Origin of the sequence: Trinickia symbiotica (genome assembly GCF_003028655.1) — a bacterium.
Taxonomy (GTDB): domain Bacteria; phylum Pseudomonadota; class Gammaproteobacteria; order Burkholderiales; family Burkholderiaceae; genus Trinickia; species Trinickia symbiotica_A.
This window is the reverse complement of sequence record NZ_PYUC01000006.1, coordinates 105,019-131,035: the sequence shown is the minus strand read 5'-3', so window position 1 is coordinate 131,035 and position 26,017 is coordinate 105,019. Positions and strand designations below refer to the sequence as shown.

At 63.1% G+C, this 26,017-nt stretch carries 25 protein-coding genes; 18 read left to right on the top strand and 7 right to left on the bottom strand.

Features of this window, described 5'->3' with window-relative positions; genetic code table 11:
* Position 1: 1 nt before the first annotated feature.
* From C9I57_RS13495 to C9I57_RS13475, 5 genes are all read left to right on the top strand, one after another.
* Complete coding sequence (locus C9I57_RS13495; protein ID WP_107151188.1) at positions 2-886, top strand: SDR family oxidoreductase; 885 nt, start codon at positions 2-4, stop codon at positions 884-886.
* A gap of 192 nt (positions 887-1,078) precedes the next feature.
* Positions 1,079-1,939, top strand: a complete 861-nt coding sequence (locus C9I57_RS13490; protein ID WP_107151187.1) for an SDR family oxidoreductase — start codon at positions 1,079-1,081, stop codon at positions 1,937-1,939.
* Positions 1,940-1,951: 12 nt separating this feature from the next.
* Positions 1,952-4,168, top strand: coding sequence for a VTT domain-containing protein (locus C9I57_RS13485; RefSeq protein ID WP_107151186.1), 2,217 nt, complete (start codon positions 1,952-1,954; stop codon positions 4,166-4,168).
* Between the two features lie 16 nt (positions 4,169-4,184).
* A complete protein-coding gene (locus C9I57_RS13480; RefSeq protein ID WP_107151185.1) occupies positions 4,185-5,003 on the top strand; it encodes an endonuclease/exonuclease/phosphatase family protein in 819 nt (272 codons plus the stop codon).
* Entirely contained in the window at positions 4,990-5,484 is a 495-nt protein-coding gene (locus tag C9I57_RS13475) for a phage protein NinX family protein (RefSeq protein ID WP_107151184.1), read from the top strand. Before C9I57_RS13480 ends, C9I57_RS13475 begins: the two co-directional genes overlap by 14 nt.
* Before the next feature lie 67 nt (positions 5,485-5,551).
* Here C9I57_RS13475 and C9I57_RS32750 read toward each other — a convergent pair whose 3' ends face one another.
* Both C9I57_RS32750 and C9I57_RS13465 read right to left on the bottom strand, forming a co-directional pair.
* Entirely contained in the window at positions 5,552-5,803 is a 252-nt protein-coding gene (locus C9I57_RS32750) for a hypothetical protein (RefSeq protein ID WP_107151183.1), read from the bottom strand.
* A 531-nt stretch (positions 5,804-6,334) separates the two neighbouring features.
* Positions 6,335-7,651, bottom strand: a complete 1,317-nt coding sequence (locus C9I57_RS13465) for an MFS transporter (protein WP_107151182.1) — start codon at positions 7,649-7,651, stop codon at positions 6,335-6,337.
* A 137-nt stretch (positions 7,652-7,788) separates the two neighbouring features.
* Between C9I57_RS13465 and C9I57_RS13460 the strand changes: the two genes are divergently transcribed.
* The 7 genes from C9I57_RS13460 (at position 7,789) to C9I57_RS13435 (ending at position 14,311) form a co-directional block, all read left to right on the top strand.
* The gene (locus C9I57_RS13460; RefSeq protein WP_107151181.1) at positions 7,789-8,400 is read left to right on the top strand and encodes an HD domain-containing protein; all 612 of its coding nucleotides are present in this window, start codon (positions 7,789-7,791) and stop codon (positions 8,398-8,400) included.
* Positions 8,401-8,446: 46 nt separating this feature from the next.
* Positions 8,447-9,487 (top strand): patatin-like phospholipase family protein, encoded by a 1,041-nt coding sequence (locus tag C9I57_RS13455; protein WP_107151180.1) that lies wholly within the window; start codon positions 8,447-8,449, stop codon positions 9,485-9,487.
* Between the two features lie 22 nt (positions 9,488-9,509).
* Complete coding sequence (locus C9I57_RS13450) at positions 9,510-10,442, top strand: adenylate/guanylate cyclase domain-containing protein (RefSeq protein WP_107151179.1); 933 nt, start codon at positions 9,510-9,512, stop codon at positions 10,440-10,442.
* A 150-nt stretch (positions 10,443-10,592) separates the two neighbouring features.
* Positions 10,593-11,747 (top strand): substrate-binding domain-containing protein, encoded by a 1,155-nt coding sequence (locus C9I57_RS13445; RefSeq protein WP_107151178.1) that lies wholly within the window; start codon positions 10,593-10,595, stop codon positions 11,745-11,747.
* Positions 11,744-13,876: an ATP-binding protein gene (locus C9I57_RS13440; protein WP_107151177.1), complete on the top strand. Its 2,133-nt coding sequence runs from the start codon at positions 11,744-11,746 to the stop codon at positions 13,874-13,876. Before C9I57_RS13445 ends, C9I57_RS13440 begins: the two co-directional genes overlap by 4 nt.
* 119 nt (positions 13,877-13,995) lie before the next feature.
* On the top strand, positions 13,996-14,118 hold the full coding sequence (locus C9I57_RS33225; protein WP_018439583.1) for a hypothetical protein: 123 nt from the start codon (positions 13,996-13,998) through the stop codon (positions 14,116-14,118).
* Between the two features lies 1 nt (position 14,119).
* Positions 14,120-14,311 (top strand): hypothetical protein, encoded by a 192-nt coding sequence (locus tag C9I57_RS13435; protein ID WP_107151176.1) that lies wholly within the window; start codon positions 14,120-14,122, stop codon positions 14,309-14,311.
* A gap of 22 nt (positions 14,312-14,333) precedes the next feature.
* Here C9I57_RS13435 and C9I57_RS13430 read toward each other — a convergent pair whose 3' ends face one another.
* Together C9I57_RS13430 and C9I57_RS13425 are read right to left on the bottom strand one after the other, a co-directional pair.
* On the bottom strand, positions 14,334-16,136 hold the full coding sequence (locus C9I57_RS13430; RefSeq protein ID WP_107151175.1) for a PHA/PHB synthase family protein: 1,803 nt from the start codon (positions 16,134-16,136) through the stop codon (positions 14,334-14,336).
* Between the two features lie 249 nt (positions 16,137-16,385).
* Entirely contained in the window at positions 16,386-17,690 is a 1,305-nt protein-coding gene (locus C9I57_RS13425; RefSeq protein ID WP_258187628.1) for an MFS transporter, read from the bottom strand.
* Positions 17,691-17,846: 156 nt separating this feature from the next.
* On the opposite strand from C9I57_RS13425, the gene C9I57_RS13420 reads away from it, so the two are divergent.
* Together C9I57_RS13420 and C9I57_RS13415 are read left to right on the top strand one after the other, a co-directional pair.
* Positions 17,847-19,139, top strand: a complete 1,293-nt coding sequence (locus tag C9I57_RS13420) for an Nramp family divalent metal transporter (protein WP_107151173.1) — start codon at positions 17,847-17,849, stop codon at positions 19,137-19,139.
* Between the two features lie 196 nt (positions 19,140-19,335).
* Entirely contained in the window at positions 19,336-20,871 is a 1,536-nt protein-coding gene (locus C9I57_RS13415) for a methyl-accepting chemotaxis protein (RefSeq protein WP_107151172.1), read from the top strand.
* A 39-nt stretch (positions 20,872-20,910) separates the two neighbouring features.
* On the opposite strand, the gene C9I57_RS13410 is transcribed toward C9I57_RS13415, so the two are convergent.
* Both C9I57_RS13410 and C9I57_RS13405 read right to left on the bottom strand, forming a co-directional pair.
* Positions 20,911-21,099, bottom strand: coding sequence for a CsbD family protein (locus C9I57_RS13410; RefSeq protein ID WP_107151171.1), 189 nt, complete (start codon positions 21,097-21,099; stop codon positions 20,911-20,913).
* A 199-nt stretch (positions 21,100-21,298) separates the two neighbouring features.
* Positions 21,299-21,580, bottom strand: a complete 282-nt coding sequence (locus C9I57_RS13405; RefSeq protein WP_107151170.1) for a hypothetical protein — start codon at positions 21,578-21,580, stop codon at positions 21,299-21,301.
* Between the two features lie 289 nt (positions 21,581-21,869).
* On the opposite strand from C9I57_RS13405, the gene C9I57_RS32430 reads away from it, so the two are divergent.
* Genes C9I57_RS32430 through cydX form a run of 4 tightly spaced genes read left to right on the top strand, consistent with a single transcriptional unit; the run spans position 21,870 to position 24,947 of the window.
* Positions 21,870-22,112, top strand: a complete 243-nt coding sequence (locus C9I57_RS32430) for a hypothetical protein (RefSeq protein ID WP_146166213.1) — start codon at positions 21,870-21,872, stop codon at positions 22,110-22,112.
* Complete coding sequence (locus C9I57_RS13400) at positions 22,102-23,700, top strand: cytochrome ubiquinol oxidase subunit I (protein WP_107151169.1); 1,599 nt, start codon at positions 22,102-22,104, stop codon at positions 23,698-23,700. Before C9I57_RS32430 ends, C9I57_RS13400 begins: the two co-directional genes overlap by 11 nt.
* Positions 23,700-24,800, top strand: a complete 1,101-nt coding sequence (gene cydB / locus C9I57_RS13395; protein ID WP_107151391.1) for a cytochrome d ubiquinol oxidase subunit II — start codon at positions 23,700-23,702, stop codon at positions 24,798-24,800. The genes C9I57_RS13400 and cydB overlap by 1 nt, the downstream gene beginning before the upstream one ends.
* Positions 24,801-24,842: 42 nt before the next feature.
* A complete protein-coding gene (gene cydX, locus C9I57_RS13390; RefSeq protein ID WP_107151168.1) occupies positions 24,843-24,947 on the top strand; it encodes a cytochrome bd-I oxidase subunit CydX in 105 nt (34 codons plus the stop codon).
* A 113-nt stretch (positions 24,948-25,060) separates the two neighbouring features.
* Here cydX and C9I57_RS13385 read toward each other — a convergent pair whose 3' ends face one another.
* A complete protein-coding gene (locus C9I57_RS13385) occupies positions 25,061-25,996 on the bottom strand; it encodes a mannuronate-specific alginate lyase (RefSeq protein WP_107151167.1) in 936 nt (311 codons plus the stop codon).
* Positions 25,997-26,017 lie beyond the last annotated feature (21 nt).

Genomic DNA, 26,017 nt, shown 5'->3' with positions numbered 1-26,017 from the left:
CATGAACGACACGATTTTCGTCACCGGCGCATCCGGTCAACTGGGTCGGCTGGTCATCAAACACCTGCTTGTGCGCGGCGTGACGCACGAGCGCATCATCGCAGGAACTCGCAGCCCCGAAAAGCTCGCCGAGCTTGCGGCAGCGGGCATCGAGGTTCGTCAAGCTGACTTTGAAGATCCGCAAGACCTGACCAAAGCTTTCAAAGGTGCCAGTACCGTTCTCATCATTTCGACGGATGCCCTCGACGATGCCGGCACAAGACTGAAGCAGCATCGCAATGCGGTCTCGTCCGCCGTCGCGGCAGGTGTCGAGCGTCTCGCTTACACGTCGCTGCCCAATCCGGACAGCTCGCTTCTGACCTTCGCACCGGACCATCTGGAAACCGAGCGGGCCATCAAGGCCACCGGTCTGCCGCACGTGATTTTCCGAAATAGCTGGTATCAGGAGAATTTGCTCATGTCGCTCCCGGGTGCCCTGAAGAGTGGGCAATGGCATTTCGCATCTGAAGGTGGAAGAACGTCTTACGCCGCACGGGAGGACGTGGCAGAAGCGATTGCTGCAGCGCTGACTGCGCCGACGCCTGAAAGTCGGACATATACGCTCACAGGTCCCGAGGCGCTGTCCAACGAAGAAATCGCCGACCTCGCTCGCCAGGCCACAGGCCAGCCTCTTGCCGTCGTCCGGGTGACCGACGAACAGTTCGCCGCGGGGCTGAGAGCGGCGGGGGTTCCTGGCCAATTTATCCCTGTATTGGTCTCAGCAGAGGCGGAAATTCGAGCCGGCAACCTTTCTATCGTGACAGACCATCTTGAATCGCTCATCGCTCGCCCTGCGAAGCGGGTTGCGGAGTATCTGGAAGAGGCCAAGGCCAGCTATACGGCTTGAGGGTTTTTTGCGCCATGTCGGAAGCCGATGCGAGACCTGTTGATATCCCGAAGCGCGTGCAGCTCGGATCGGCAATGAACCCCGAGCCCGCATCATTCCAGGTTTCATTCCATATGGCGCAAAGCGAGGCACGCACGTTGCTGCGCTGTCGAGGTTCACTCAGTTTCGCTTTTACGACTGAAAGGAGCCGAAATGACAAGCAAGCCGACACCGCCGATGCCCGAGCAACAGCAAAGCGACGTGCCGGGCAAGACGGCGCCGATGAATCCAAAGCCCGATCACGGCGAGCAGAGCTATCGCGGGCATGACCGGCTCGCAGGCAAAGCGGCGATCATCACGGGCGGCGACAGCGGGATCGGACGCGCGGTCGCCATCGCGTTCGCCCGGGAGGGCGCCGATGTCCTGATTTCATATTTCGATGAGCACGAGGACGCACGCGAAACGGCGTCGTGGGTCGAGAAGGCCGGCCGCAAGGCGGTGCTCGTGGCCGGCGATCTTGCGGACCGCAAGCATTGCGGTGAGGTAGTCGCCCGTGCGATCGCGGAATTCGGCCGCGTCGACGTGCTCGTCAACAACGCGGCTTACCAGATGGACCACGAATCGGTCGAGGAAATCACCGACGATGAATGGGATCGCACGTTCGATGTCAATATCGGCGCGATGTTCCGTCTCGTGAAGGCGGCGCTGCCGCACATGAAGCCGGGCAGTGCGATCATCAACACGACCTCGGTCAATGCGGACAAGCCGCGGCCTACGCTGCTGCCGTATGCGACGACGAAGGGTGCGATTCAAAATTTTACGGGCGGGCTCGCCGGATTGCTCGCCGAACGCGGAATCCGCTCGAACTGCGTCGCGCCGGGGCCGATCTGGACGCCGCTGATCCCAGCGACGCTGCCGCCGGACAACGTGCGGCAGTTCGGGCAGCAGACGCCCATGAAGCGCCCGGGCCAGCCGGCCGAGTTGGCGCCGGTGTACGTGCTGCTGGCGAGCGACGAAGCAAGCTATGTTTCAGGAGCAACGGTCGCGGTGACGGGCGGCGTGCCGATCCTTTGACGAGGAGCGCCGATGACCGCCGACGTCGCCACGCAGCCATCGAGGCATCCTCCGCCGGATACCGCCGAACGCTCGGCCTTGCCATCGGCGCAAGCCGCGCCGATGGCGCGCCATGGTCTGCTCGAAGCGGGGCGCAATTGCGAGGCGATCCGCCATGCGGATCGTTTCAGTCTGCTCGTCGACGCCCAACATTATTTCGCAGTCCTACGCGATGCGCTCACGCGTGCGCAACGCACCGTATTCATCGTCGGCTGGGACATCAACAGCCGCGTGAAGCTCGTGCCCGAGGGCGCGAACGACGGCTTTCCGGAGCTGCTCGGCGAATTCCTGCAGGCGCTCTCGGCCGCTCGACGCCGGCTGCGCATTTACGTGCTCGCGTGGGATTTCGCGATGATCTATGCTTTCGAGCGCGAGTGGATGCCCGTTTATCAGACGGGCTGGCGCTCGCAGCGAGGCGTGGTCTTCCGGCTGGACGGAGTGCATCCGCGCGGGGCATCGCATCATCAGAAGTTCGTCGTCATCGACGACCGGCTCGCGTTCGTCGGCGGCATCGATCTCACGCGCTCGCGTTGGGATACGTCCGAGCATGTGCCCGACGATCCGCGCCGGCGCGACCCGAACGGCACGACCTATGGGCCGTTTCACGACATCCAGACGATGTTCGACGGAGACGCCGCGCGCGCGATCGGTGAGCTGGCGCGCGAGCGCTGGCGGCGCGCGTGCGGCAAGCGCATCGCGATACGAGCCGAACGCGCGCGCGAAGATTCCGCCGATCCATGGCCGCGCTCGGCGCCCGTCAATCTGCGCGACGTATCGCTCGGCATCTCGCTGACGGAACCGCCGTATCGCTCGCACGGCCCGCGCCAGCAGGTGCGTGCGCTCATCGCCGATATGATCGCCGCCTCCCGGCATCACATCTACATCGAAAACCAGTACTTCACGGCGGCTGTCGTGCGCGAGGCGTTGCGCGCGCGGCTCGGCGACCCGCGAGGGCCCGATGTCGCCGTCGTAGCGCCACGCATGCAAAGCGGCTGGCTCGTCGAAGCGACGATGGGCGTACTGCGCGCCCGCCTGCACGGCGTATTGAACGAGGCGGACGAGTACGATCACTACAGGCTCTATTGCCCACATATCGAAGGACTCGGCGATCGCTGCCTGAATGTGCACAGCAAAGGCATGATCGTCGACGATACGCTGATTACAGTCGGCAGTGCCAACCTCAACAACCGGTCGATGGTGCTCGACACAGAGTGCAACATCGTCATCGACGCGAATGGCGACCCGCGCATTTGCTCGGTGATTGCCGCCTGGCGCAATCGGCTGCTCGCCGAGCATCTAGGGGTGCCGGCCTCCGCTGTTTCGCAGGCACTCGATCGAACAGGGCGCCTGAATGCCGCGATCGGTAGCCTGATGCGCGGCGAAGGGCGCACGTTGCAGCATTTCGCGCCCGCGACGAACAGCGACCTCGACAAGGTGATCCCCGTGAACGCCTGGCTCGATCCCGAGGAACCGCTCAAGCCCGATGCGCTGGTGCGCGAATTCATCCCGCGAGAGCAGGGTAAATCGCTGACCGCGCGGCTGCTATTGCTCGGCGCACTGGTGCTCGTCATCGCTATCTTTGCGGCGTTGTGGCATTTCACTTCGCTCGGCGACTATTTGAACCTTGCTTCGCTGTCCCATTTCGCCAAGCGAATCGATGGGCTACCGTTCGCGCCAGCGATCGTGCTGGCCGCTTACGTGATCGCCGCCATCCTCGCGGTGCCGATCACCTTGCTGATCGCGGCGACCGGTCTTGCGTACGGTGCGTGGCCCGGCGTGTTCTATTCGCTCGTCGGCACACTGCTTGCGGCGGCGGCGACCTACGGCATCGGTATGTCGCTCGGCCGAGACGCGGTGCGGCGCCTGGCCGGCGTACGCGGCAACCGGCTCAGCGAACGAATCGGCAGGCGCGGCATCGTCACGATGATGGCGCTGCGGCTGCTCCCGATCGCGCCGTTCGCGATCGTCAATCTGGTGGCCGGTGCGTCGCACATCAGTCTCCGCGATTATTTGATCGGCACTCTGCTCGGCATGGCGCCCGGCATCGTGCTGACCGTCACGTTCGCTCATCAACTGCTCGCGGCCATTCGTCACCCGAGCATCGGCGCGATGGCGACGCTGGCGGCCATCGGTGTCGCACTCGTGGGCGTGTCGGTGGCTCTGCAACGCTCGCTGAGGCCGCGCAAATGACCAGCGAGACGACGGCATGAGTACCAGCCTCGATTCGGTCCGTCGTCTGACGGGCGATGCCGCCGACCGCGAGACCGCCGCCCGGGCATCGGCATCCGTCTGCTCGCTGCGGATTGCAACCTATAACATCCACGGCGGCCTGCGCATGCGCAAGACGCGATCCGCGCGGGAAGCGGGCGAGCCCATCGCACGCGTGATCGCCGAGATCGACGCCGACATCGTCGCGCTTCAGGAGGTACCGCTCGGCGGCTCAGATACGCCCGACGTCCTTTCGTATCTGCGCGACACCACGGGCATGCACGCAGTCGAGGGGCCCACGCTCGACACGCCGCGGCGCCGCTATGGCAATGCCGTGCTATCCCGCCTGCCGATACGCAAGGCGCGCGTCCTCGATCTTTCCTTTCACCGGCGCGAGCCCCGCGGCGCACTCGATGCCGATATCGAATGTGGCTCGACGCTGTTGCGAATCGTCGCGACACATCTCGGCCTGTCGGCCGGCGAACGCAGCATGCAGGTCCGTACGCTTCTCGCCGCGTTCGATACGCGCGCGCTTCCGGTCATTCTGCTCGGCGACATCAACGAATGGTTCGTGCACGGGCGCGCATTGCGTGCGCTCGTCACGCATTTCCGGCGCGCGCCGGCGCCGCGCACTTTTCCGACATTCTGGCCGATATTCGCGCTCGATCGAATCTGGGTGCACCCCGGAGAATGGCTCGGCGCGGTGGGCGTGCATCGCAGCGCGCTGGCTCGCGGCGCATCCGATCACTATCCGCTCGTGGCGCAGATCGAGGTGCCGAGGTCCGAATCAGATGGAGGCAGCCATGAAAGTCAGTGAACTCGACGGGCGCGCGCTCGACTATTGGTGTGCTCGGGCGCTCGTCGACGATGAAGAGGAAGTCCGTTTCGCCGAAGTGGAGCCCGGCGTCGTCGTGACGCTTGCGCACGGCGAGTTTCGCAAACTGAATCAGCGCTTCATGCCGACCGACGAGTGGCGCGACGCGGCCGACATACTGGAGCGGATCCGAGATTTGCAACTGCAGGCACAGGAAGGCAGGGCGCATTGCATCGCGCGCTTCGGCGATCGACTCGGTCCATCCGAAGCTGAAGGCGCGAATGTTCGCGTCGCGCTATCGCGAGCGTTCGTGCGTGCGCGCTTCGGCGATACGGTCGACGATCGTTATCCGCGCGAGCCTCATGCGGTCCATTGCGGTGTAGTGACGCCGTTGGCGGCCGGCGCGGTGCCGCCATCGCCTGCCGACGACCGGGCGGCCGCAGGCGACGAGACGGGGGACATACGGTCGGTGCCACGATTGTGAGCTGCTTCGCTCATCAACGATCGTCGACTTTCATTGAATGGGCTCTTCTCCCCCAGCGACGAGGCCGCTAGTTGCCGAAGTAGATTTCGCAGGCGGGCCGGAACGCGCAATCAGAACGGGAGCCGGGCGTCATCGGGCTTCCATACTCGCTTCGCGTGCTGGGAACGCCTCCAACCGCCGAGTCCTTATCGCTTTGCTGCGGTGACGCGGTGACTTGTTGTGGGTCGCTCTGCTGCTGATCGTTCGGCACTGACTGTGCGCCCGCGGCGCCCGCGGCCAAAAGCAAAACGATACCGACGGCTACGAATCGACGTTGCATGATCTCCTCCGTTACACCCTCTGTCTTTGCTGAGGACGAGCGCGTCTCACAAGAGACGACGTCGTCTCGCGTATGCTTGCCGCGGCCGAAGGATTCCTCGATGGACGCGGGCGTCGAGAAGGGCGATCGGATAGTGAATGTGCTCGCCGCAGCACGCTGTCGGCGAGGCCGGAATGTTTTTTGTGGAGGAATTACTTTGTCAAGCGAAATGAATGACGCCTGACTCGGCGGGTCGGCATACAACCTGGGTATGCCTAAAGCCACCTGGAGGGACCTTGTGGGTCGAGAGCGCTTGAAGGCCGCTGTTCGTCCGTTATAGCGCAATTTCATCAAAACGCCACAAGGAAAATCTAGCCGATTCGGACTGGCGGATATCGCCAATTTTCGCTTGTCACGGCACTAAATTGGCGCGGCCTCCTAATTCTTCAAACGAAGAATTTTCATTGGCAATTGGATGTTAACCATTGCCGCGACGCCGATATTCCCATTCGGTTCGCGCGATGGTGTGTCCGGCCCTGATGGCCTGCCGTTTCAATCAGGCGGTGTTGGATGCGCAAGCCTGATGCGCGAGACGAACCATGCCGCCAGCACGAACCATCCCGCCGCGACAGCAAACGACACGATGTACGCGGGGCCAGCACCGGCGAGCGTCCTGACCCACGAGAGCATCCAACCGGTCACGGCGGGTCCGACGATCTGCGGAAGCACCATCGATACATTCCAGATGCCCATATCCTTGCCGGCCGAGGCGCCGTCGGGCAAGACTTCGAGGGCCAGCGCCCAATCGACGGACTGGTAGGTACCATATGCCGCGCTGAACACGAGCGCCACCGGCACGACCATCGCGAGGCTGGGGCGAAGCGCGAGCAGCACGTAGCCGATCACCGCGCCGGCCATGATCCAACTCGTCGCGCGCACCACGGCGACGGTCCCATGGCGATCCGCGAGCCGCGCGCCGAGCAGACTAGTGGGGATCGCGAGGACAGTGCCCGCGCCGAGCAGAACGTTGAGGATGTTGACGGGCCGACTTACGCCTATGACGTCCTGTAGGTAATACAACATGAATGTGAAGACGGACCACACGCCCATATTGGAAAAGAAACGCGTGATAAGCACCCAATAGAAATTTCGATGCAAGCGCGGATCGAGATAGAACGAGCGCGCGAATGCGCGCGCATCGAAACGTTCGCGCGGCGTATGAACGGCCGGCTCGCGCGCGCCGCGTATCGTCAGCCAGAGGCAAGCGAACGTCAACGCGATGAACGTGGCGACGACGGGATAAAGTCGATGGGGTGAATAGAGCGCGATGAGCAATGCGTTGCCGCCCACGATGCCGACCACCGTCATCACGTTGAGCCACGCGCTCGCCCGGTTTCTCTCCGTTTCGGGCACCACGTCGGGTACCAGCCCGGCATAGGGGCCCGAGACCCAGTTCCACCAGAATTGCAAATGCAGGAACGCGATCGAGTAGACGACGATGCTGCCTCGATAGCCGAACGAGGCGAGCCATAAAAGGGCGAGCGCGATGCCGAACGTGCCGATGATGAGATATGGCCGCCTGCGGCCCTTGCGCGAGACGCATCGATCCGAGAGCGCGCCGGCGATCGGCGAAACGACGAGCGCGACCAGAGCGCCGGCCGCGATCACCGATCCGGCCGCGCCTTCCTTCATCGCGGCGTGCGGTCCGAGCAGCCACGCGATCTGATCGGGCACAAGCACCGGTACAACGGTCATCCATTGAGCGAAGAGCGCAAACCACAGCGACGCGATTTGCAGATGGTCGAACGTCGACAACGCGCGCGCCGCGCGTGCGACGCGTGCGTCCGATGCTGAGCCGGCCCAGCTCATAGATGCCTCGTCAAGTTTCGGCAGATAGCGCCGACAAACGATTATGATAGAAGCGGCCGCTGTCTGGCGGTCTTCGCGAAGTTGGCGACTCTTCGGCTGCGGGTTGGCGGCGGTTGCGCCTCGCGCAAGGGGTGGCAATGAACGAGACAGCACGGTTCGTCGCGGTATGGTCACGTTGCGGCGGCGCCGACGGAGAATCCGTCTACGAGTGCCTGGTCGGACGTTACGCCGAACCCTCACGCCACTACCACACGCTGCACCACATTCGCCGATGCCTTCGCGACCTCGACTGGGCGCGCGCTGTCGTCCCCGATCCCGATGCGGTCGAACTCGCCTTGTGGTGCCACGACGTCATCTACGTCCCGGGCGCACCCGACAATGAGCAATGCAGTGCCGATTGGTTTCGGGCGGAAGCGCAAGGCCGCATCGCAGTTTGCGAGCACGTTAGCGACATAATTCTGTCCACGACACATCAACGAACACCCGCCGATCTCGACGCGTGTTTCACCGTCGATATCGACCTGGCCGATCTCGCCAGCGACCGCGCGTGCTTTATCCGAGACGAAGCGTCGCTCAGGGCCGAGCGTCCCGATCTCGACGATGCCGCGTACGATCAGGCCGTGCGAGGGTTCCTGAACGAGTTGCTGGCTCGCGAGCACGTCTACCATACCGACGTGTTCCGATCTCGTTGCGAAGCGCAGGCCCGCTCGAACCTCGCCTGGCGGCTAGCCCAGCGCCCCCTCGAGTGAGCGCGCCGCTGCCTCCAGCAGCGCTCGATAGGCCAGGAACACCCCGATGGACACGGAAAATCCCACTGCCGGCAACACCTCGACGCGGCGAATCAACGTCGCGTTGCAAGGCGGCGGCAGCCACGGCGCTTTCAGCTGGGGCGTTCTCGATCGACTGCTCGAGGACGATCGCATTGGAATCGACGGGATCAGCGGCACGAGTGCGGGTGCAATGAACGCGACGGTGCTGGCGTACGGTCTCGTGAGCGGCGGACAGGAGGGCGCGCGCCGCGCGCTGGCGTCATTCTGGCGCAAGATCTCGGAACGGGCTTGGGCGAGCCCTCTTTGCAATCCCTGGATGAAATGGACGGCCGGCGGCCACCTGGAGTTTTCGCCTGCCTGGATCGCTTTCGACTTTCTCACGCGCATCTTCTCGCCGTACCAGCTCAACCCGACCAACCTCAATCCGTTGCGCGACGTGCTGGACGAAACAGTCGATTTCGACTTGCTGAGGCGCAATACGAGCGTGAAACTCTTCTTGTGCGCGACCAACGTGTTGAGTGGCCGGATTCGCGTGTTCGCCACGAAGGACGTGACCGTGCACGCCGTGCTGGCCTCGAGTTGCCTGCCGCAGCTTTTCCAGGCCGTGCAGATCGACGGCGAATACTACTGGGACGGCGGGTACATGGGTAATCCTCCGATCTATCCGCTCATCTACGAGACCGATACGTGCGATGTGCTGATCATCCGCGTCAATCCCATCCGCATCGGCAAGGTGCCGACGACGGCTTATGAAATCCTCGATCGCGTCAATACGCTTAGCTTCAACTCATCGTTGATGCGCGAGATGCGCGCCGTCGATTTCGTTACCCGACTCATCGACGACGGAGCGCTGGACAGCTCGCGCTATCGCCGCATGCTGATCCACAGCATCGACGGCGAGGCGGAAATGTCACGGTATGGCGCGGCGAGCAAATTCAATGCAGACTGGGCTTTCCTCTCCGAACTGTTCGAGCTCGGGCGGGCCCGCGCCGATGCCTGGCTGGAAGCGAATTTCGACGCTTTGGGACAGCGCTCCTCGACGAACATCGCCGATACATTCCTCTGATGCGCGACCTGGCGAATTGCCCATGAACGATCAACCGAAACCGGCCACCTCTTGCAAGTCGGTGATGTTCGCGGACGTCAGCGGCAGCACCAAGCTTTACGAGACCGTCGGCGACATGGCCGCCTTCGAGGCGATCGCGCGCTGCATTGCGCTGATGAAATCGCAGGCGGAGGCATCCGGAGGGCGAATCGTCAAGACCATCGGCGACGAAGTCATGGTGGTGTTTCCGGAGGCCGAGCACGCGATGCAGGCCGCCATCGACATGCAACTCGCTGTCGCGGAGTTGCCTGCGATAGCCGGACTTTCGATGTCCTTGCGCATCGGTTTGCACCATGGTTCCGTTTTGCCAGACGATTCGGGCGATGTGTTTGGCGACACCGTGAACATTGCCGCGCGGTTGAGGGAGCTCGCATCGCCGGGACAGATTCTCACCAGCAAAGACACCGTCGACCTGCTTTCGACGAGATGGCGCCAGACGGTGCGCCAACTTTATTCGATACAAGTGCGCGGAAAAAGGCAGCCGACCGAACTCTACGAAGCGATTTGGCAACTGGGCGCCGACTTGACCGTTGCGGGCAGCGACTCGCATTCCTCGGCCGAGTCGTCGTTATTGACGCTGCGCTACGCAGACCGGTGCATCGAAATGAGCCAAGTCTCCACGCCCGGCCTAGTGACGATCGGACGCGGCGCGAACATGAGCATCGTCGTGCATGACCGGCACGCGTCGAGGATCCATGCATCGATCGAACGTCGCGACGGCCGGTACGTGTTGCTCGATTGCAGCTCGAACGGCACGCGCATCACCATCGACGGGGGCCACGAGTTGCTCCTTCGCCGCGACGAAGTCACGCTATGGGGGCACGGCTGGATCTCGTTCGGGCCGTCCGCGACCGATGAGTCGGAACGCGTCGAGTTCCACTGCGCGCGCGGTACGACACTGGAGTCCAAACGATGAGTCCGCGCTTGGAGGAACTGGCGGGTGATCAGGGTTATTCCCCCCTGATGAGGGGCCCTATGACACGTGGGCGTTAGGCTACTATCTTGTGTTCACAAGTTCACCCCTAAAGCGCCATATGGATCCGTTTTCAATGGCCGATCGATCCCGATGAGAACGCTGGGCAAAAGCATCCAGGGCTTGCTTTTGGTCTGGACGCTCGTATGTTTGCCGGCGATTGCGGCGGCGCAGGCTCTGTCGACTGCCGCGCCAGGTGCGTCGGTCAGCGCGACGAATAAATTTCTGGCCGAAGCCGAGCGCGTCGTCGATGCGGCGTCGCGGCCCGCGGCGCCCTGGGACGGGCCACGCACCGGGCCGCGCGCTCAACGTGGGAAACAGATCGCCGTCGTCGCCGAGGATTTGCGCAACGGAGGCATCCTCGGCGTCGTCGACGGCGTGCTCGAGGCCGCGAAGGTCATCGGGTGGAGCGTCAAGATATTCGATGCCGGCGGCATGCCGGATCTGCGGCTGAAGATGCTTGGGAACGCGCTGGCAAGTCGTCCGGACGGTCTCATCATCGTCGGCGGCGATGCCCGTGCGCTGCTGCCCGGGCTGCAACCGTTCGCCGAGCGACACCTCCCGATCGTCGGCTGGCACGTCGCGGCCAAGGCCGGACCGGTACCAGGCACGCCGGTGGCGATGAATGTCTCGACAGACCCGCTCGAGGTCGCCCGTGTCACCGCGCTGGCAGCCATCGTCCAGTCCCACGGGAGCGCGGGGGTCGTCGTCTTCACTGATACCAATTTTCAAGTGGCCCAAAGCAAGGCCAATGCAATGGCCGCCGTCGTGCGCGCGTGCAGCGGCTGCAAGCTGCTCGAAGTACGCGACGTTGCGATCTCGCGCGCCGGGGAGCTGATGCCGGACACGACTCGTGCATTGCTCAAGAACTATGGCAAACGCTGGTCGTACGCGCTTGCAATCAACGACATCTATTTCGACTATGCCGCCCCTGTTCTCACGCAGGCAGGGCTCCAGAACTCAGCCCTGTCGATGCTCTCTGCCGGCGACGGCAGCGAGTCCGCGTTCCTGCGCATCAGGACGGGTACGTTTCAGACCGGCACAGTGGCCGAACCGCTGAATCTGCACGGCTGGCAGCTCGTCGACGAGATGAACAGGCTCCTTGCCGGCGAAGACGTCACGGGTTATGTGTTTCCAGTGCATCTCGTGACGGCGGGCAATGTCACTGCCGACGGCGGCGATCGCCTCGTCTATGACCCCGACAACGGATACCGCGATATCTATCGCCACATCTGGCAACGACCGTGAAGCTTCCGCTCCCTCAGTCGCTCACCGCGCAATTCGCGCTCGTGGTTTCCTGCCTGGCCGCCTTGGTCGTCGCGGTCGGAGCCACGACCATTTATTCGTTGACCGGCTCGTCCTACACACTGCGCCAGTTGGCCGAGGACCGGTTGGCGCTCCAGGAAGATGCCCATGACCTGACGCAGCATACGCTCAAGATTGAACGTATGACGTTTGAGTTAGCCCGCAACGATACGGTCGACTCGCTGCGCGAGACACATCGCAAAATCATGGACGAGTTGACATCGTTCGATCGCCTGGTCGATCGTCTTGCCTCCGCGACGACGAGCGACGGCATCGGTCTCGACGCGCTTGCGTTGCATCGGGCGAGTCAGCACTTCCGCACCACGATCAACATCGAGGCACAGTTGCGCGAGACCGCGCTGGGCACGCAAGGCGCGACATCGTCGGGTCCCCCAGCGCCGGCCGGGGCGCCATTGGCCGGCCTCGACGACGATCTGCGTCGCCAGGCCGACGCGTTGTCCGCCGCTGCGCGAAAGCAATCGGACTATTTCACACGCGCCTACCGGGAAGCGGTTCAGGACCTGGCCGAGCATTCGGACCGCACGCGCCGTTGGGTCATCGGCGAAGTCGCGGTAAGCCTGCTGCTCGCGTGGCTGATCGCGCACGTGTTTTTCGGACGCCACGTCGTGACACGGTTGCGCCGAGTCAGTCACGCGCTGCTGCACGGGGACACCGACAGCTCGCGAGCCGGCGTTCCCGTGCGCGGCAGCGACGAGCTTGCCGACATGGCGCGCGCGGTCGAGCAGTTTCTCGAGGACCGGCGCCAACGCAAGCAAGCGGAGGCCGCGTTGAAGGAGCTCAACGTCGAACTGGAGGCGCGCGTCGCGCAACGCACGGCCCAGCTCAGCGCGGCACTCGCCGACCTGAAGGCGGAGATCGTCGAACGCCAGCACGCGGAGGAAGCCGTGCGTGCGAGCGAGCACTTCCTCGACAGCATCATCGAGAACATCCCCGATACCGTCTTCGTCAAAGACGCGGCGACGTTGTGCTTCGTGCGCTTCAACAAGGCGGGCGAGGAACTGCTGGGCTACCGCCGCGAGGAACTCATCGGGAAGTCTGTCCACGATCTGTTTCCGGCCGACGAGGCCGATTTCTTCGCGCTGAAAGACCGGGCCGTCCTCGAGTCGCGGCAGATGGTCGACGTGCCGGAGGAGTCGGTTCATACGCGCCACGGGCCGCGCTGGGTGCACACGATGAAGATTCCGATCCTCGACCTGCACGGCGAGCCGCAGTTCCTGCTCGGCATCTCGCGCGACATCACCGAGCAAAAGCGTGCGGCAGCGGAACTGCGCGAAAGCGAGCGGCGCTATCGGGAAGCACAGACGGCGCTCGCACACGCGAACCGCGTGACGACCTTGGGGCAGCTCGCGGCCTCGATCAGCCATGAAATCAAGCAACCGATCGCGGCGGTCGGCGCGAATGCTCAGGCCGGGCGGCTGTGGCTAGGCGCGCAGCCGCCGAATCTCTCGGAAGCGCGCGAAGCGTTCGAGCGGATTTTCAAGGATGCCAAGCGCGCCAGCGAAGTCATGAACCGCATTCATGGCCTCGTCAAGAACGCGCCTCCCTCGAAGGAACATCTGCAAATCAATGACGCAATTGGCGAAGTCATCGCGCTCACGCGCGGCGAGGTCGTCAAGCATCGCGTCTCTACGCGCTTGCATCTTGCGGAGAACTTGCCCCCCATCGAAGGGGATCGCGTCGAGCTGCAACAGGTGTTGATGAATCTGATCATCAATGCCGTCGAGGCCATGAGCGAGATCGACGATGGCCCGCGAGACATGATCATCAGCACGGGAACGGACGACGCCGGCGGCGTCCTCATCTCAGTGTCCGATTCCGGCCCAGGCCTGGCGATCGACAACCCCGAGCGGTTGTTTGAGCCGTTCTGCACGTCAAAGGCAGGCGGGTTGGGGATCGGTCTGTCGATCTGCCGCTCGATCGTCGAAGCGCACGGGGGACGGCTTTGGGCGAGCCAGAACGCTCCGCGCGGCGCTGTGTTTCAGTTCACCGTACCGATCCATCGAAGCAGCACATCGCAAGTGGGCGCGTCGGTACCCTATACGGACGTATGAGTGCGGCATTCCCATGGAGGTCTTGCGGCGACCGTTCGTAGAATCGTTTTCTCTCAACAGTCGGACTATCTTCCTCTCATCGCGGTACCTGATTGCGCGACTATTAAACGGGGGAGACGATGAGCACGAACGCAAGAGATCTGGTGGAACTGCGCCGGGATGATCCGAACTCAGCGGAACTGAGGAAGATCGCGGCGAATATCATTGCAGCGGGCATCAAGGACCAGCGCGAGGGCTGCTGACATGAAGCAGCAGTGGCATTCCCGCCCGCTCGAGGTGCGTGTTTTCGATCGCTGCGATGAATGCGGCGAACTGAAGGAAGACGTCCGAGAGCGTGTCAATCACTGGCCGAAATTTGCCGTTGTTTGTTGTGCGACCTGCTTCGCCGATCTGAGCGGCGATTTCAGTGATCCCGCGGCGGATTTTCTTTTGTGAATGGGCGGCAGGGCGCCTGCCTTCAGCTTTCGAGCACGTAGGTCCCGGGCGCATCGCATAGAACGGCGCCGGCCCCGATGGGCGGGGGGGCCATCTGACTGTCGGAGCGCTGCGCAAGCCATTGCTGCCAGCACGGCCACCATGACCCTTGCTCGACGGGCGCCACGTCGAACCACTCGGCCGGCCCGATGTAATGCTCGCCCTTATGCCTGATGCGGAAGCGGAAACGCCGTGCGCGACCAGGCTCAGACACGATACCGGCATTATGACCGCCCGACGCGAGTACGAAGCCGATCTCGGTATGCGTCAACAAGTGCAGCTTGAACACCGAACGCCACGGCGAGACATGGTCGCGCTCGGTACCGACCACGAACATCGGCATGTTCAACGCACCCAGGTGTATCGGCTTTCCGTGCACGCAGTACCTGCCTTCGGCAAGGTCGTTGTGCAAATAGAAGTGCGTCAGCGTCTCGAGATGTAGGCGGTACGGCAATCGCGTCGTGTCCGCGCTCCAAGCCATCAAATCGGAAGGCTGGGTGCGCGTGCCGAGCAGGTACTCGCGCACGAGGCGCGACCAGACCAGATCGTGGGAGCGCAGCATCTGGAAGGCCGCCGCCATCTGCTCTCCGTCCAGATAACCCTGCTCCCACATGAGCGCCTCGAGATACGCGAGCCTGCTCGCGTCGACGAACAGACCCAACTCGCCCGGCTCGCTGAAATCCGTCTGAGCCGCGAGCAGCGTGATGGTCTTCAGCTCCGGCGCATCCCCGCGGCGAGTCCGCGCATGCGCAGCGGCCGCGAGTGCCAGCAGCGTGCCGCCGAGGCAATAGCCGGCCGCATGCACCGGCCCATTCGCTATGCGACGCACCTGCGCGAGCGCCTCGTAGAGCCCTGTCTCCAGGTAATCGATCAGCCCGAGATCCCGCGCTTCGCCATGCGGATTTCGCCAGGAAACCATGAAGACCGTGTGTCCTCGCTCGACGAGGTAGCGGACGAGCGAATTGTGCGGCGAGAGATCGAGCACGTAGTACTTGAGAATCCAAGAGGGCACGATGAGGACGGGCTCGCGCCATACGGTCGGTGTTTGCGGCTCGTACTGGATCAATTCGATCAGCTGATTGCGATAGACGACCTTGCCCGGCGTGGCGGCCACGACATGCCCGAGTTGGTTGGGGGCAAACCGGCGACTCGAACTGCCCGGCACGCGGCCTTCCAGCAGATCCTCCTGGTCTTCGAGCCAATTGCGCGTACCCTCGGCAAAGTTGCGTCCTCCCGTCTCCGTGATTGCGCGCAGCACCTGCGGATTGAGCCACCAGCAGTTGGAAGGCGAGAGCATGTCCGTGAATTGCCGCGCGGCGAACTGCATGATCTGCTCGTTGCGCGGTGAAACGCCGCGCACGCCCGTCGTCGCTTGTTGCCAGAACGAGTCGAATTGGCCGAACGCGTCGCGCAACAGATTGAAAGGCCAAAGGCTCCAGCCTGGGTCGTCGACGCGCGGGTCGCCGTTGCCATGGTGTTCGGGCGGCGCCCCCGTCATCAAGGATTGCCAATACGCCAGCACGTCGCTCGCGAGTAAGTACTGTTTGCCGGGAGAGCAGGCGAAATGGAGCAGCCACTCGAGCCATGCGAGCATCATCGCGGCGGGCGAACCGCCTCCCGACGTGCGGGCGAACGCGGCGTAAACAGCTCGGTCGAGCCGCATCGCCGCGGCATCCAACGACGCCTGCTGCGATCCGTCCTCGAGGCCAAGCCTCGCCGCCGTTCCGGCCGGGCGTGCCGTCGGAACGGGAAGGGTGGACGGCGAAGGGATCTCGATGCCTTTCATAACCAGGGGGAACGCATTTCCCGTGCCCAGGGGCATGGCCAATGCTACGCCGCGGCCGGCCCGCGTCAGTGCGGTAGATCGCGCACGATCGCTATCGCGCGCCGGCACTCGGCGATGCGGGCGCCGGGCCTTCCAGCACTCCGCCTGAATACCGCAGGGCGTGGTAGGGCTTACCGGGTCGCGGTCCGGTCGAAGGTGCTACAACAAGATGACGATCGATCAACCCCTTGTGCCCCGTTTTCGAGTCGATTAGGCCGTGGTCGCCTCGGTTTGCACGTTGACATGGTCGCGCCGGCCCGCGGCATAACCGCACCAGGCCGACAGCGCGCAGATCGCGACACACAGCGCGGCCAGACTGTAGAGCGAGCCGGTTGCGTGCAGCAACGATCCGGCGATGAACGGGCCACATGACGCGATCAAATAGCCGATTCCTTGAGCCATGCTCGAGAGTTGCGCAGCCACGTGCGAATCGCGCGAGCGCAGTCCAATGACGGTTAAGGCGAGCGTAAACGCGCTCCCCTGCGCGACGCCGAGCAAGAGCGCCCAGGCCCACGTCGTCGATATCGGCGCGAAGAAACAACCGACGAGGCTCACGCCCGTCATCGCCAATGCGATGACATTGATCGCGCGCTGGTCCGCAAGGCGTGCAACCAGAAAGGGCAGCAGCAGGGACGCCGCCGCCTGAGCGATCACGCTGAGCGAGAGCAGGAGGCCCGCATCGACCGCGCTCATTCCACGCATGCGTAAAACCGTGGCCAGCCATCCGAACACGATGTATGCGAGCGACGATTGCGAGCCCATGAAAACGGTGACTTGCCACGCGAGCCGACTTCGCCACAATCCGCGAACGATCCGCGTGCTCCGTTCAGCGCGAGTGCCTACCGGAGGGAGCTGTCCGAGCCAGATCAGAACGGCCAATGCAACGGGCAACGCCCAGAGCGCCAATGCCCACGCCCATGCGTTGCCGTTTCCGTCGCCGTTGCCGTCGCCGAGGAAGAGATGTCCCAGGGCATTGGCGGCGGGCGCCGTGACAGCGGCAGCGGAGGCGGCGCCGGCGCACATCGCGGCGCTATAAACTCCGGTCATCAGTGCAACGTGATGCGGGAAGTCGCGTTTTACCACGCCCGGCATCAGCACATTCATCAAGCCGATCGAAAAGCAGGCTACGATCTGGCCGACATACAACACCTGCCAGGAAGGTACGACACGCAATGCGGTACCGGCCGTGAGCAGGACCAGCAGCGCAAGCAACGCGCGTTCACTGCCCACGCGCCGAGAAAGCATCGGCGCAAGCGGACCAAACAAGCCAAAGCATAGCGAAGGAAGCGTGGTCAGCATGCTCGCGCCGGCAGGACTGAGGTGTGTCGCCCGGACCGCGTCGAGGAGGATCGGGCCGACGCTCGTAATCGGCGTACGCAGCGAAAAGGCGATCAATGCCAGGCTCGCGGCCAACGCAAGGCTGTGAGTGCGGGAATGAGGGGAGGCCGTCACATCTGTCAGGGGCGTGGCAGTATCGCGATCTTCGATCGACGTGGTTGGGGTTTCGGAGGTCAATTGATTATCGTCTGAAGTCTCGGGCGCATTCACCGATGAGTTGCGTCGAACCTGCCGCCGAATTCAATGAGCGTTGAGCAGGAGCCATTGTACTCGCGCACTCAGGAATGGCGGGTCCGGTAATTGCAGACGCCGTCTGCAGGAGGGGACCCAGCCATGAATCGGAACAAGCTTCTGGAGCCCGAGCACACCGTCCGCGATCCCGTCGAACGATCGTGGATACGACGGCTTGGTCCCGGTCTGATAACGGGCGCCGCCGATGACGATCCTTCCGGAATCGGCACCTACTCGCAGGCCGGTGCCCAGTTCGGGTTCGACCTGCTATGGACGCTCCTGCTGACGTACCCTCTGATGACGGCGATCCAACTCGTGAGCGCACGTATCGGTCGCGTAACGGGAAGGGGCCTGGCGGCCAACATGCGCGAACACTATCCGAAGTGGCTGCTCTATGGGGCGGTCTTGCTGCTGATGGCGGCCAACGTCATCAATATCGCCGCTGATCTGTCGGCGATGGGGGCGGCCGTCGGATTGCTGATGCATGGCCCCGAGCAGCTTTACGTCGTCGTTCTTGGTGGGTTTTCGCTCGTGCTTCAGATCTTCGTTCCTTATGACCGGTATGCCCGTTTTCTCAAGGGAACGGCGCTCGCGCTTCTCGCGTATGTCGCTGTCGCGCTGATCGTGCCGATCCCATGGAGCGAGGTCGCGCGCGCCGCTACACTGCCTCGCATCTCACCGACGTCGGACTACCTGACCACGGTCATCGCGGTGTTCGGCACCACCATCAGCCCGTATCTTTTCTTCTGGCAGGCGTCTCAAGAACTCGAGGAGATGCATTCCAAGATTGGTCAACGGCCGTTGCGCTGGGTGCCTCAGCAGGCACCGAGGCAACTGCACAGGATCAGTTTCGATACCTGGATCGGCATGGGCGTGTCCAACGTCATCGCGTTCTTCATCATGCTGACGGCGGCCGCGACGCTTCATCTCCATCATATCGACGTGAAAACGTCCGCGGACGCCGCACGGGCGCTCGAGCCGATTGCCGGGCGCTTTGCCTATGTCGTTTTCGCACTCGGCATCGTCGGCACGGGACTGCTCGCGCTTCCCGTTCTGGCCGGCTCGGCCGCCTATGCCGCAGCCGGCAGCTTCCACTGGCGCAGCAGTCTTTCACTGCATCTGATGCTGGCTCGTCAGTTCTATGCCGTCATTGCCTGCGCGATCGTCGGCGGTGTCGCGATCACTTTCATGCACTTCGATCCCGTCAGGGCGCTTTACTGGAGCGCCGTCATCAACGGTCTTACAGCGGTGCCGATCATGGTCATCCTGATGCTGATGGCGCGCAGCCGCCGCATCATGGGCCAGTTCGCGGTAAGCGGATCACTCGCATGGGGAGGGTGGCTCGCGACGCTTGCCATGGGCATCGCGGCAATCGGAGTTTTCCTGCCGGGCTAGCGCGTTCGACGCAATGCGCTCCCCGTGGAGCGCTTCGAGTTCGCCATAATCGGCCGAGAGTGGACCGCGGCATGGCAATCCCGCGATGTGCGATTGCCGAACGTTTCGTGGGTTAGTACGTAGTGTCCTATCCCTCAAGTCAGAATCGCGACGTGCCGATATATGTACTGACTAGTTAACGGAGCGGGGCGCTCGCATGAAGTTTTCCACGAAATTGTTGATGCTCGTTGTCGCGGCGCTGGTCGGCGTCGTGCTGCTTGCCGCGATAGCGCTGCAGACGCTGCGAAGCGCGCTGATAGATAGTCGCCGGGAAGAGATCGTCATTCTCCTGACGAAAGCCGAGCATCTCGTCAATTCGTACAGGGAGCTGCAGGCGCGCGGAACCCTTACACGCGATCAGGCGCAGCAGCAAGCCAAGGAAGCGCTGGCGCAGCTCAATGCGAACACGAAGAGCTACTACTGGGTCACGACCTCCGACGGCATTAATCTGGTGCACCCGAACGCGAAGTTCATCGGCACGAAGGCGAAAGGCAACCGAACGACAAGCGGCATGACCGACAGCGAGGCATACCGGGCCGGGATGGCGCAATCGCACTTCGCACTCGTCGACGTCCTGATCAAGCGCAGCCCCGATGCGGACGTCGAGCCGAAGCTGCAAGGCGTCGTCGCGATTCCGGACTGGGACTGGTGGATCGGCACCGGCTTCTTCTATGACGACATCAATGCGGCTTTCATGAAGCTCGCCACAGTGCTCAGCGTCTGCACAGTGGGCGTTGGTGCTGCGCTCGCGGCAATTGCCTGGGCAGTCATGCGCAGCGTCAGACGCACGCTCGGCGGGGACCCGGCGCAAGCGACCAACGTCGCGGCCCAAATCGCCGCCGGCAATCTGGATGTGCCGTTCGACGCGCAGACGGCTGGGGCTGGCAGCCTGCTCGCCGCGCTCGGCGAGATGAAGGAGCGACTCGCCGCGATGATCGCCGAGATCCAGTCGGCGGGTCAGTCGATTGCACACGGCGCGGGCGAAATCGCCCAGGGCAATCTGGACTTGTCGCAACGCACGGAACAGCAGGCAGCGTCGCTGCAGGAAACCGCGGCAAGCATGGAGCAGATCACTGCTACCGTGAAGCAGAACGCCGACAACGCGCGGCAGGCAAATTCCCTCGTCGCGACCGCAAAAGATGCGACCGAACGCGGCGGAGCGGCCGTGCACCAAGTCGTCGCCACCATGCAAGAGATCTCCGGGCAGTCGGTGCGCATTGCCGACATCACCTCGGTGATCGAAAGCATCGCGTTCCAGACGAACATTCTCGCTTTGAATGCGGCGGTCGAGGCGGCACGGGCAGGGGAGGACGGGCGCGGGTTCGCGGTGGTCGCGTCCGAGGTCCGCTCGCTCGCGCAACGGAGCGCGGCCGCGGCGAAAGACATCAAGGAATTGATTCAGGTCTCGGTCGAGAAAGTCAGCGACGGTAGCCGGCTCGTCGAGGTGGCCGGCGAGCGCATGACGGAAATCGTGCGATCGATCGGTCAGGTTGCCGACATCATGGGTGAAATCTCGGCCGCGTCCGATGAGCAAAGCACGGGAATCGAGCAGGTGAGCCGCGCCGTCACACAGATGGACGAAGTCACGCAACAAAATGCCGCGCTCGTCGAAGAAGCCGCCGCTGCCGCGTCGTCGCTCGACGAACAGGCGACGCGTCTGCGCTCGGCGGTCGCGGTGTTCCGGCTCGGGTGATCGCGGGACGGAGAAGTCCGCCCCGCATCCAACGGCAGGCTAATGATGGCCGCGACGCTCTTGCTTCGTATCCTCCTTCACATTGCCGAATTGCTTGCGGACTTCGCCCGCGCCTTGTTGCACGTCACCCTTGGCTTCTTGGGTGGCGTCGCCTGTGGCCTTGCCGACCGATTCGTTCACTTTGCCTTTTGCCTTCTCAGCGACACCCTTCACCTGATCCTTGTTCATATGAACCTCCGTTGGCTTGGCCGCATTCGCTGCGGTGGCAATACGAGCGCAACGAGCATGCCCGGAACGGCGGCCGGTCGCCGCCCGACACCTTGCGGAATTTAAGCTTCCGCAACGTCCTTCCTGTGTCGTCGGAACGCCGACGGTCAGTCGTCATGACATGTCGTAAGCGCGATGTACTAGCCACCCGACGTTCGTTTTACTGCGGAATTTTGCCGGTCGCGTTGCCCGAAGAAGCACCGCCCTGTGGCGACATGCCCTGTTCCCGCCTCTGCATCAGAGTGCCCTTGGTGGACGACGCTTTGTCGTTCGGATCCGCATAACGAACCGTTGCGCCTGGCGCTTGCTGCCCCGATTGAGAGCTCTGGCCGCTGTTCTGATCCTGTCCGGACTGCGTGTCGTTGTTCTGGGCCATTGCCAGAGGGCCGGCGATAAGCAGTGGCGCGCCGACGGCGATAATAAATGGCCTGATAAATTTCATGGATGCCTCCCTGTAATGCTGGTCGTCCGGTCGGCAGGAAAGTCATCGACGATGCCCGCCGCCTGTCAATTGCTCGGCAAGGTACATGCCAAACCTGGAGACCGGCTGAAAAAACCCGGAAAGCCCACGACGCGCCCTTGAGCGGGCGCTGCAGTGCAACCTGTCCTTGAAAGATCGAAGGTGCGAAATGCCATGAATGGTCGCGCTTGATGTACGTCAATTCGAGCGGCACTTGCGGGCCTACAGTGACTTCCATCCGAAATCTCTTGTTTCGGTCATGGAGAAATGAATGGCGAACGATCTCGCCCACGGTGAACCCTGGCTGGAGCGCATCCGCCGCCGCGCCGCCCGACGCCCGTTGGCCCGTGACCTATCCGTTGCGCTGCTCATCAAGTGCCTGCTTCTCGCAGCGCTGTACGACACATTGGCGGCACGAAGCGAAGACAGCGGCCGCCATCCTGGTAGTACTGCCGTCGCCCGAGTCCTGCTCGGACATCCCGCTTCATCAGAAGAGAACCGCCATGATCGATAACACCGTCGTCGACCTGTCACGACTGCAATTCGGTGTGACCGCGCTCTATCACTTCCTGTTCGTTCCTTTGACGCTGGGGCTCTCGTGGATCCTCGTCATCATGGAGGCGGTCTACGTGATGACCGGCAGGCCGGTCTACAAGAGCATGACGCGCTTCTGGGGCAAGCTCTTCGGCATCAACTTCGCGATGGGCGTCACCACCGGCATCACGCTCGAATTCCAGTTCGGCACGAACTGGGCGTACTACTCGCACTATGTAGGCGACATCTTCGGCGTGCCGCTCGCGATCGAGGGGCTCATGGCATTCTTTCTGGAGTCCACTTTCGTCGGACTGTTCTTCTTCGGCTGGGACCGGTTGTCGAAACTACAGCACCTCGTCGTCACGTTCCTCGTCGCACTCGGCTCCAATCTCTCCGCGCTATGGATTCTGGTGGCTAACGGCTGGATGAACAATCCAGCGGGTGCGCACTTCAACTACCACACGATGCGTATGGAGCTCACGCACCTGTCCGACTTGCTATTCAATCCGGTCGCGCAGGTGAAGTTCGTGCACACCGTTTCCGCGGGCTACGTGACCGCCTCGATGTTCGTGCTCGGCATTTCCGCGTGGTATCTACTCAAGCGACGCCATACGCCGCTCGCGCTGCGCTCGTTCGCCATCGCGGCGGCTTTTGGCCTCGCTTCGGTGCTCTCCGTGATAGTGCTCGGCGACGAGTCCGGCTATACGACCGGTCAGGTGCAGAAGGTCAAGCTCGCGGCGATCGAAGCGGAGTGGGATACGGTCGAGGCTCCGGCGGCGTTCACCATCTTCGGCCTCCCGGATCAAGCGCGCGAACGCACCCGCTACACGGTTAGCGTGCCCTGGATGCTCGGGCTCATTGCGACACGCTCGACCGACACGCCGATACCCGGTCTCAAGCAATTGAAGGCGGAGAACGCCGAGAAAATCAAGAGCGGCATGATTGCGTACGACGCCTTGAAGAAGCTGCGCGGCGGCGATACCTCGGCGGCCGTCGCGGCGCAATTCGCTGCGCACGAGGGCGACCTCGGCTACGGCCTCCTCCTTAAGCGCTACACGCCCGCTGTGCTTGACGCGACGCCCGCGCAAATCGCGCAAGCAGCGGACGACACCATTCCGAGCGTTGCGCCGCTGTTCTGGTCGTTCCGCTTCATGGTGGGGCTGGGCCTGCTGATGCTCGCCACCTTCGGCTTCGCGTTCTGGCTCTGCGCGCGGCGTGGGCTGCTGTTGGCGAAGCACCGCTGGTTCCTGCGCTGGGCCGTGCTCGCGATTCCGCTGCCTTGGCTTGCCGTGGAACTGGGGTGGGTGGTGGCCGAATACGGCCGGCAACCCTGGACGATCGCCGGTGTGCTGCCTACTCAGCTGTCGGTCTCGACACTCTCGAAAGGTGACCTGGCCTTCAGCCTGACAGGCTTTGTCCTCTTCTACACGGCGCTCTTCGTCATCGAAATGTATCTGATGTTCAAGTACGCGCGGCTAGGCCCGGCAGTCGACGACGAAGCGCCGGCGCCAAGCGTGTCGTTGCCCGGCGAAGCGTCTATTGACGCGCTGGAAAGGGGATTGATGTGATCGATTATGACGTGCTCAAAGTGATCTGGTGGGCGCTGATCGGCGCGCTCTTGATCGGCTTCGCGTTGACCGACGGTTTCGACATGGGTGCCGGCATGCTGCTGCCGTTCATCGCGCGCACCGATACGGAGCGGCGGATCGTCGTCAACACGGTCGGCGCGACCTGGGAGGGCAATCAGGTCTGGCTGATCACTGCGGGCGGCGCGACCTTCGCCGCGTGGCCGCTAGTCTACGCAACGGCGTTCTCCGGCTTCTATGTCGCGCTCCTGCTCGTGCTGTTCGCGCTGTTCTTCCGGCCGGTCGGCTTCGACTATCGGAGCAAGCTGCCGAGCTTGCGCTGGCGCTTCGCGTGGGATTGGGCGCTGTTCGCGGGTAGCGCGGTGCCCGCGCTCGTGTTCGGCGTCGCATTCGGCAACCTGCTGCAGGGCGTGCCGTTTCGCTTCGATGCCGATATGCGCGTGGCCTACGACGGGACCTTCTGGGCCTTGCTGAATCCGTTCGCTTTGTTGTGCGGATTGGTCAGCATCTCGATGCTCGTCATGCACGGCTCGGCGTTCCTGCAGCTAAAGGCATCCGGACCCGTAGCCGCACGCGCGGCTCGTGTCAACGTCTGGGCCGGCTTTTCGACCGTCGTGTTGTTCGTGCTTGCCGGCGTGGTGGTGGCCTCGTTCGTCGACGGCTATCAGCTCATGACCGATGGCAAGGTGTTGACCCGCGAGGGTCTTTGGCTCGAGAACTTCAGCCGCTCGGCGTGGGTGGCGACGGCTCCCTTGCTGGGCGTTGGCGGAGCGCTCGCTTCCGCGTGGTTTGCGGCGCAAGAGCGGCGGGTTGTTGCGTTCGTTGGGAGCAGCCTTAGCGTAGCGGGCGTGATCCTCACGGCGGGCGCGTCGATGTTCCCGTTCGTGATGCCGTCGTTGGCCAAGCCCGACGACAGCCTCACGCTGTGGAACGCGACCTCGAGCCAGCTCACGCTGCAGATCATGCTCGTCGCCGTTGCCGTCTTCCTGCCGATCGTGCTGCTCTATACGACGTGGGCGTATCGCGTGATGTTCGGCCGGGTGCGGGCCGAAGACATCGTGCGCGACTCGTCGCTCTATTGATCGATTGGCCTCAATCGAACCGTGGGTAACAAGGAGAGATGTATGTGGTACTTCACCTGGATTCTCGGTATCGGCCTGGCGCTCGCGTTCGCCGTCGTGAATGCTATGTGGCTGGAGACGAACTCGGATTTCACCGTTGACGAGTGAGGGGCGGCCCGGATTCCTGCTTATGCTCTGCAGCGCACAATTCGCAATCCCGACCGGTCCTCAGTGAGGTGAGTCACCACGTGCCCCCAGCGTAGCGGCCGGCCGGCTGACACCTACGGAAGAGGCGCGCCCCAGAATGCCGTGACGTTTCCACCAAGGCGCCATTCGTCGAACGGTCTGCGTGGCGCGATGAGGGCCGGCAGACGGCTGTCCCTGAACCGCGCATAGTAGGGCTCGATCCAGCACAGCTCATCGCGGAACGTCCACGGAAAGAGATCCTGTTTGATCGGCGTGATCTTCGTGAAACTCTCAGGGTCGTCTACTGCGTCGATCACAAGATTGGCGAGACGGCCGATCGCACCATCATTCTCCCGATACAGATCGATATTGCGGCTGCGCGCCAATTCCGCAGCGAACACCAATGGAATCAGTGCGAAGGTGTGATAGTGCAGCGCCCGATTGCCACGCTTCACCTCGCGTGCGAGCGCGCCGTCGGGCTCGATGTCGCGGATGCCCTCGCGAATACGCATGAGGCCGGAATCGAAAAGGCTCGAGTTGCCTGTCGCTGTACCGATCGCGATCAGATTGAGGCCCGCCCAGTAGACGAGGTTGTTGTGCAGATGGTTGATCGCTTCGGCATCACGCGTCGCAATAGCGATTCGTTGAAGCCATGGACCGATCGCGGCGAAGCGCGCTTTATTCTCGTCACGAAAGCCTTGAGGCATATGCAGGATCACCATTGCGAAGTCCGTTCCTGCCCAAGAGCGCTCGTAATAGCCCTGATATCCGGAAATGTGACCCATCAATGCGTCGGACCGCGCCCAGCTGTCCAGCAGGCTCAACGCACACGACCAGTCGCCTTTGCCTGCCGCCGTATTGAGACGCGAGACAAAGTTGCGCATCGGCTTGACCGCCTCCGCGTAACCCGAGGCGTCGTCATAGTAGCCGGGGGGATCGATGGTTTGGACAGCCTCCGGTATGTCGCAGGCGCGGGCCGAAGGTGCGGTCACAAGAACAGCGATCGCGGCCAGCGCGGGGGCGAGCAGCATTCGAAGTGGCTTTGGGAGCAT

Excerpts from the sequence above, each read along its gene's own strand:
- C9I57_RS13450 (WP_107151179.1), top strand. The coding sequence starts at position 9,510 with ATGAACGATCAACCGAAACCGGCCACCTCTTGCAAGTCGGTGATGTTC.
- C9I57_RS13405 (WP_107151170.1), bottom strand. The coding sequence starts at position 21,580 with ATGAAATTTATCAGGCCATTTATTATCGCCGTCGGCGCGCCACTGCTT.
- C9I57_RS13485 (WP_107151186.1), top strand. The coding sequence starts at position 1,952 with ATGACCGCCGACGTCGCCACGCAGCCATCGAGGCATCCTCCGCCGGAT.
- C9I57_RS13490 (WP_107151187.1), top strand. The coding sequence starts at position 1,079 with ATGACAAGCAAGCCGACACCGCCGATGCCCGAGCAACAGCAAAGCGAC.
- C9I57_RS13435 (WP_107151176.1), top strand. The coding sequence starts at position 14,120 with ATGAAGCAGCAGTGGCATTCCCGCCCGCTCGAGGTGCGTGTTTTCGAT.
- C9I57_RS13475 (WP_107151184.1), top strand. The coding sequence starts at position 4,990 with ATGAAAGTCAGTGAACTCGACGGGCGCGCGCTCGACTATTGGTGTGCT.
- C9I57_RS13420 (WP_107151173.1), top strand. The coding sequence starts at position 17,847 with ATGAATCGGAACAAGCTTCTGGAGCCCGAGCACACCGTCCGCGATCCC.
- C9I57_RS13415 (WP_107151172.1), top strand. The coding sequence starts at position 19,336 with ATGAAGTTTTCCACGAAATTGTTGATGCTCGTTGTCGCGGCGCTGGTC.
- cydX (WP_107151168.1), top strand. The coding sequence starts at position 24,843 with ATGTGGTACTTCACCTGGATTCTCGGTATCGGCCTGGCGCTCGCGTTC.
- C9I57_RS13460 (WP_107151181.1), top strand. The coding sequence starts at position 7,789 with ATGAACGAGACAGCACGGTTCGTCGCGGTATGGTCACGTTGCGGCGGC.
- C9I57_RS13480 (WP_107151185.1), top strand. The coding sequence starts at position 4,185 with ATGAGTACCAGCCTCGATTCGGTCCGTCGTCTGACGGGCGATGCCGCC.
- C9I57_RS13495 (WP_107151188.1), top strand. The coding sequence starts at position 2 with ATGAACGACACGATTTTCGTCACCGGCGCATCCGGTCAACTGGGTCGG.
- C9I57_RS13410 (WP_107151171.1), bottom strand. The coding sequence starts at position 21,099 with ATGAACAAGGATCAGGTGAAGGGTGTCGCTGAGAAGGCAAAAGGCAAA.
- C9I57_RS13465 (WP_107151182.1), bottom strand. The coding sequence starts at position 7,651 with ATGAGCTGGGCCGGCTCAGCATCGGACGCACGCGTCGCACGCGCGGCG.
- C9I57_RS13400 (WP_107151169.1), top strand. The coding sequence starts at position 22,102 with ATGATCGATAACACCGTCGTCGACCTGTCACGACTGCAATTCGGTGTG.
- C9I57_RS32750 (WP_107151183.1), bottom strand. The coding sequence starts at position 5,803 with ATGCAACGTCGATTCGTAGCCGTCGGTATCGTTTTGCTTTTGGCCGCG.
- C9I57_RS13385 (WP_107151167.1), bottom strand. The coding sequence starts at position 25,996 with ATGCTGCTCGCCCCCGCGCTGGCCGCGATCGCTGTTCTTGTGACCGCA.
- C9I57_RS13430 (WP_107151175.1), bottom strand. The coding sequence starts at position 16,136 with ATGAAAGGCATCGAGATCCCTTCGCCGTCCACCCTTCCCGTTCCGACG.
- C9I57_RS13455 (WP_107151180.1), top strand. The coding sequence starts at position 8,447 with ATGGACACGGAAAATCCCACTGCCGGCAACACCTCGACGCGGCGAATC.
- C9I57_RS13445 (WP_107151178.1), top strand. The coding sequence starts at position 10,593 with ATGAGAACGCTGGGCAAAAGCATCCAGGGCTTGCTTTTGGTCTGGACG.
- C9I57_RS33225 (WP_018439583.1), top strand. The coding sequence starts at position 13,996 with ATGAGCACGAACGCAAGAGATCTGGTGGAACTGCGCCGGGATGATCCG.
- C9I57_RS32430 (WP_146166213.1), top strand. The coding sequence starts at position 21,870 with ATGGCGAACGATCTCGCCCACGGTGAACCCTGGCTGGAGCGCATCCGC.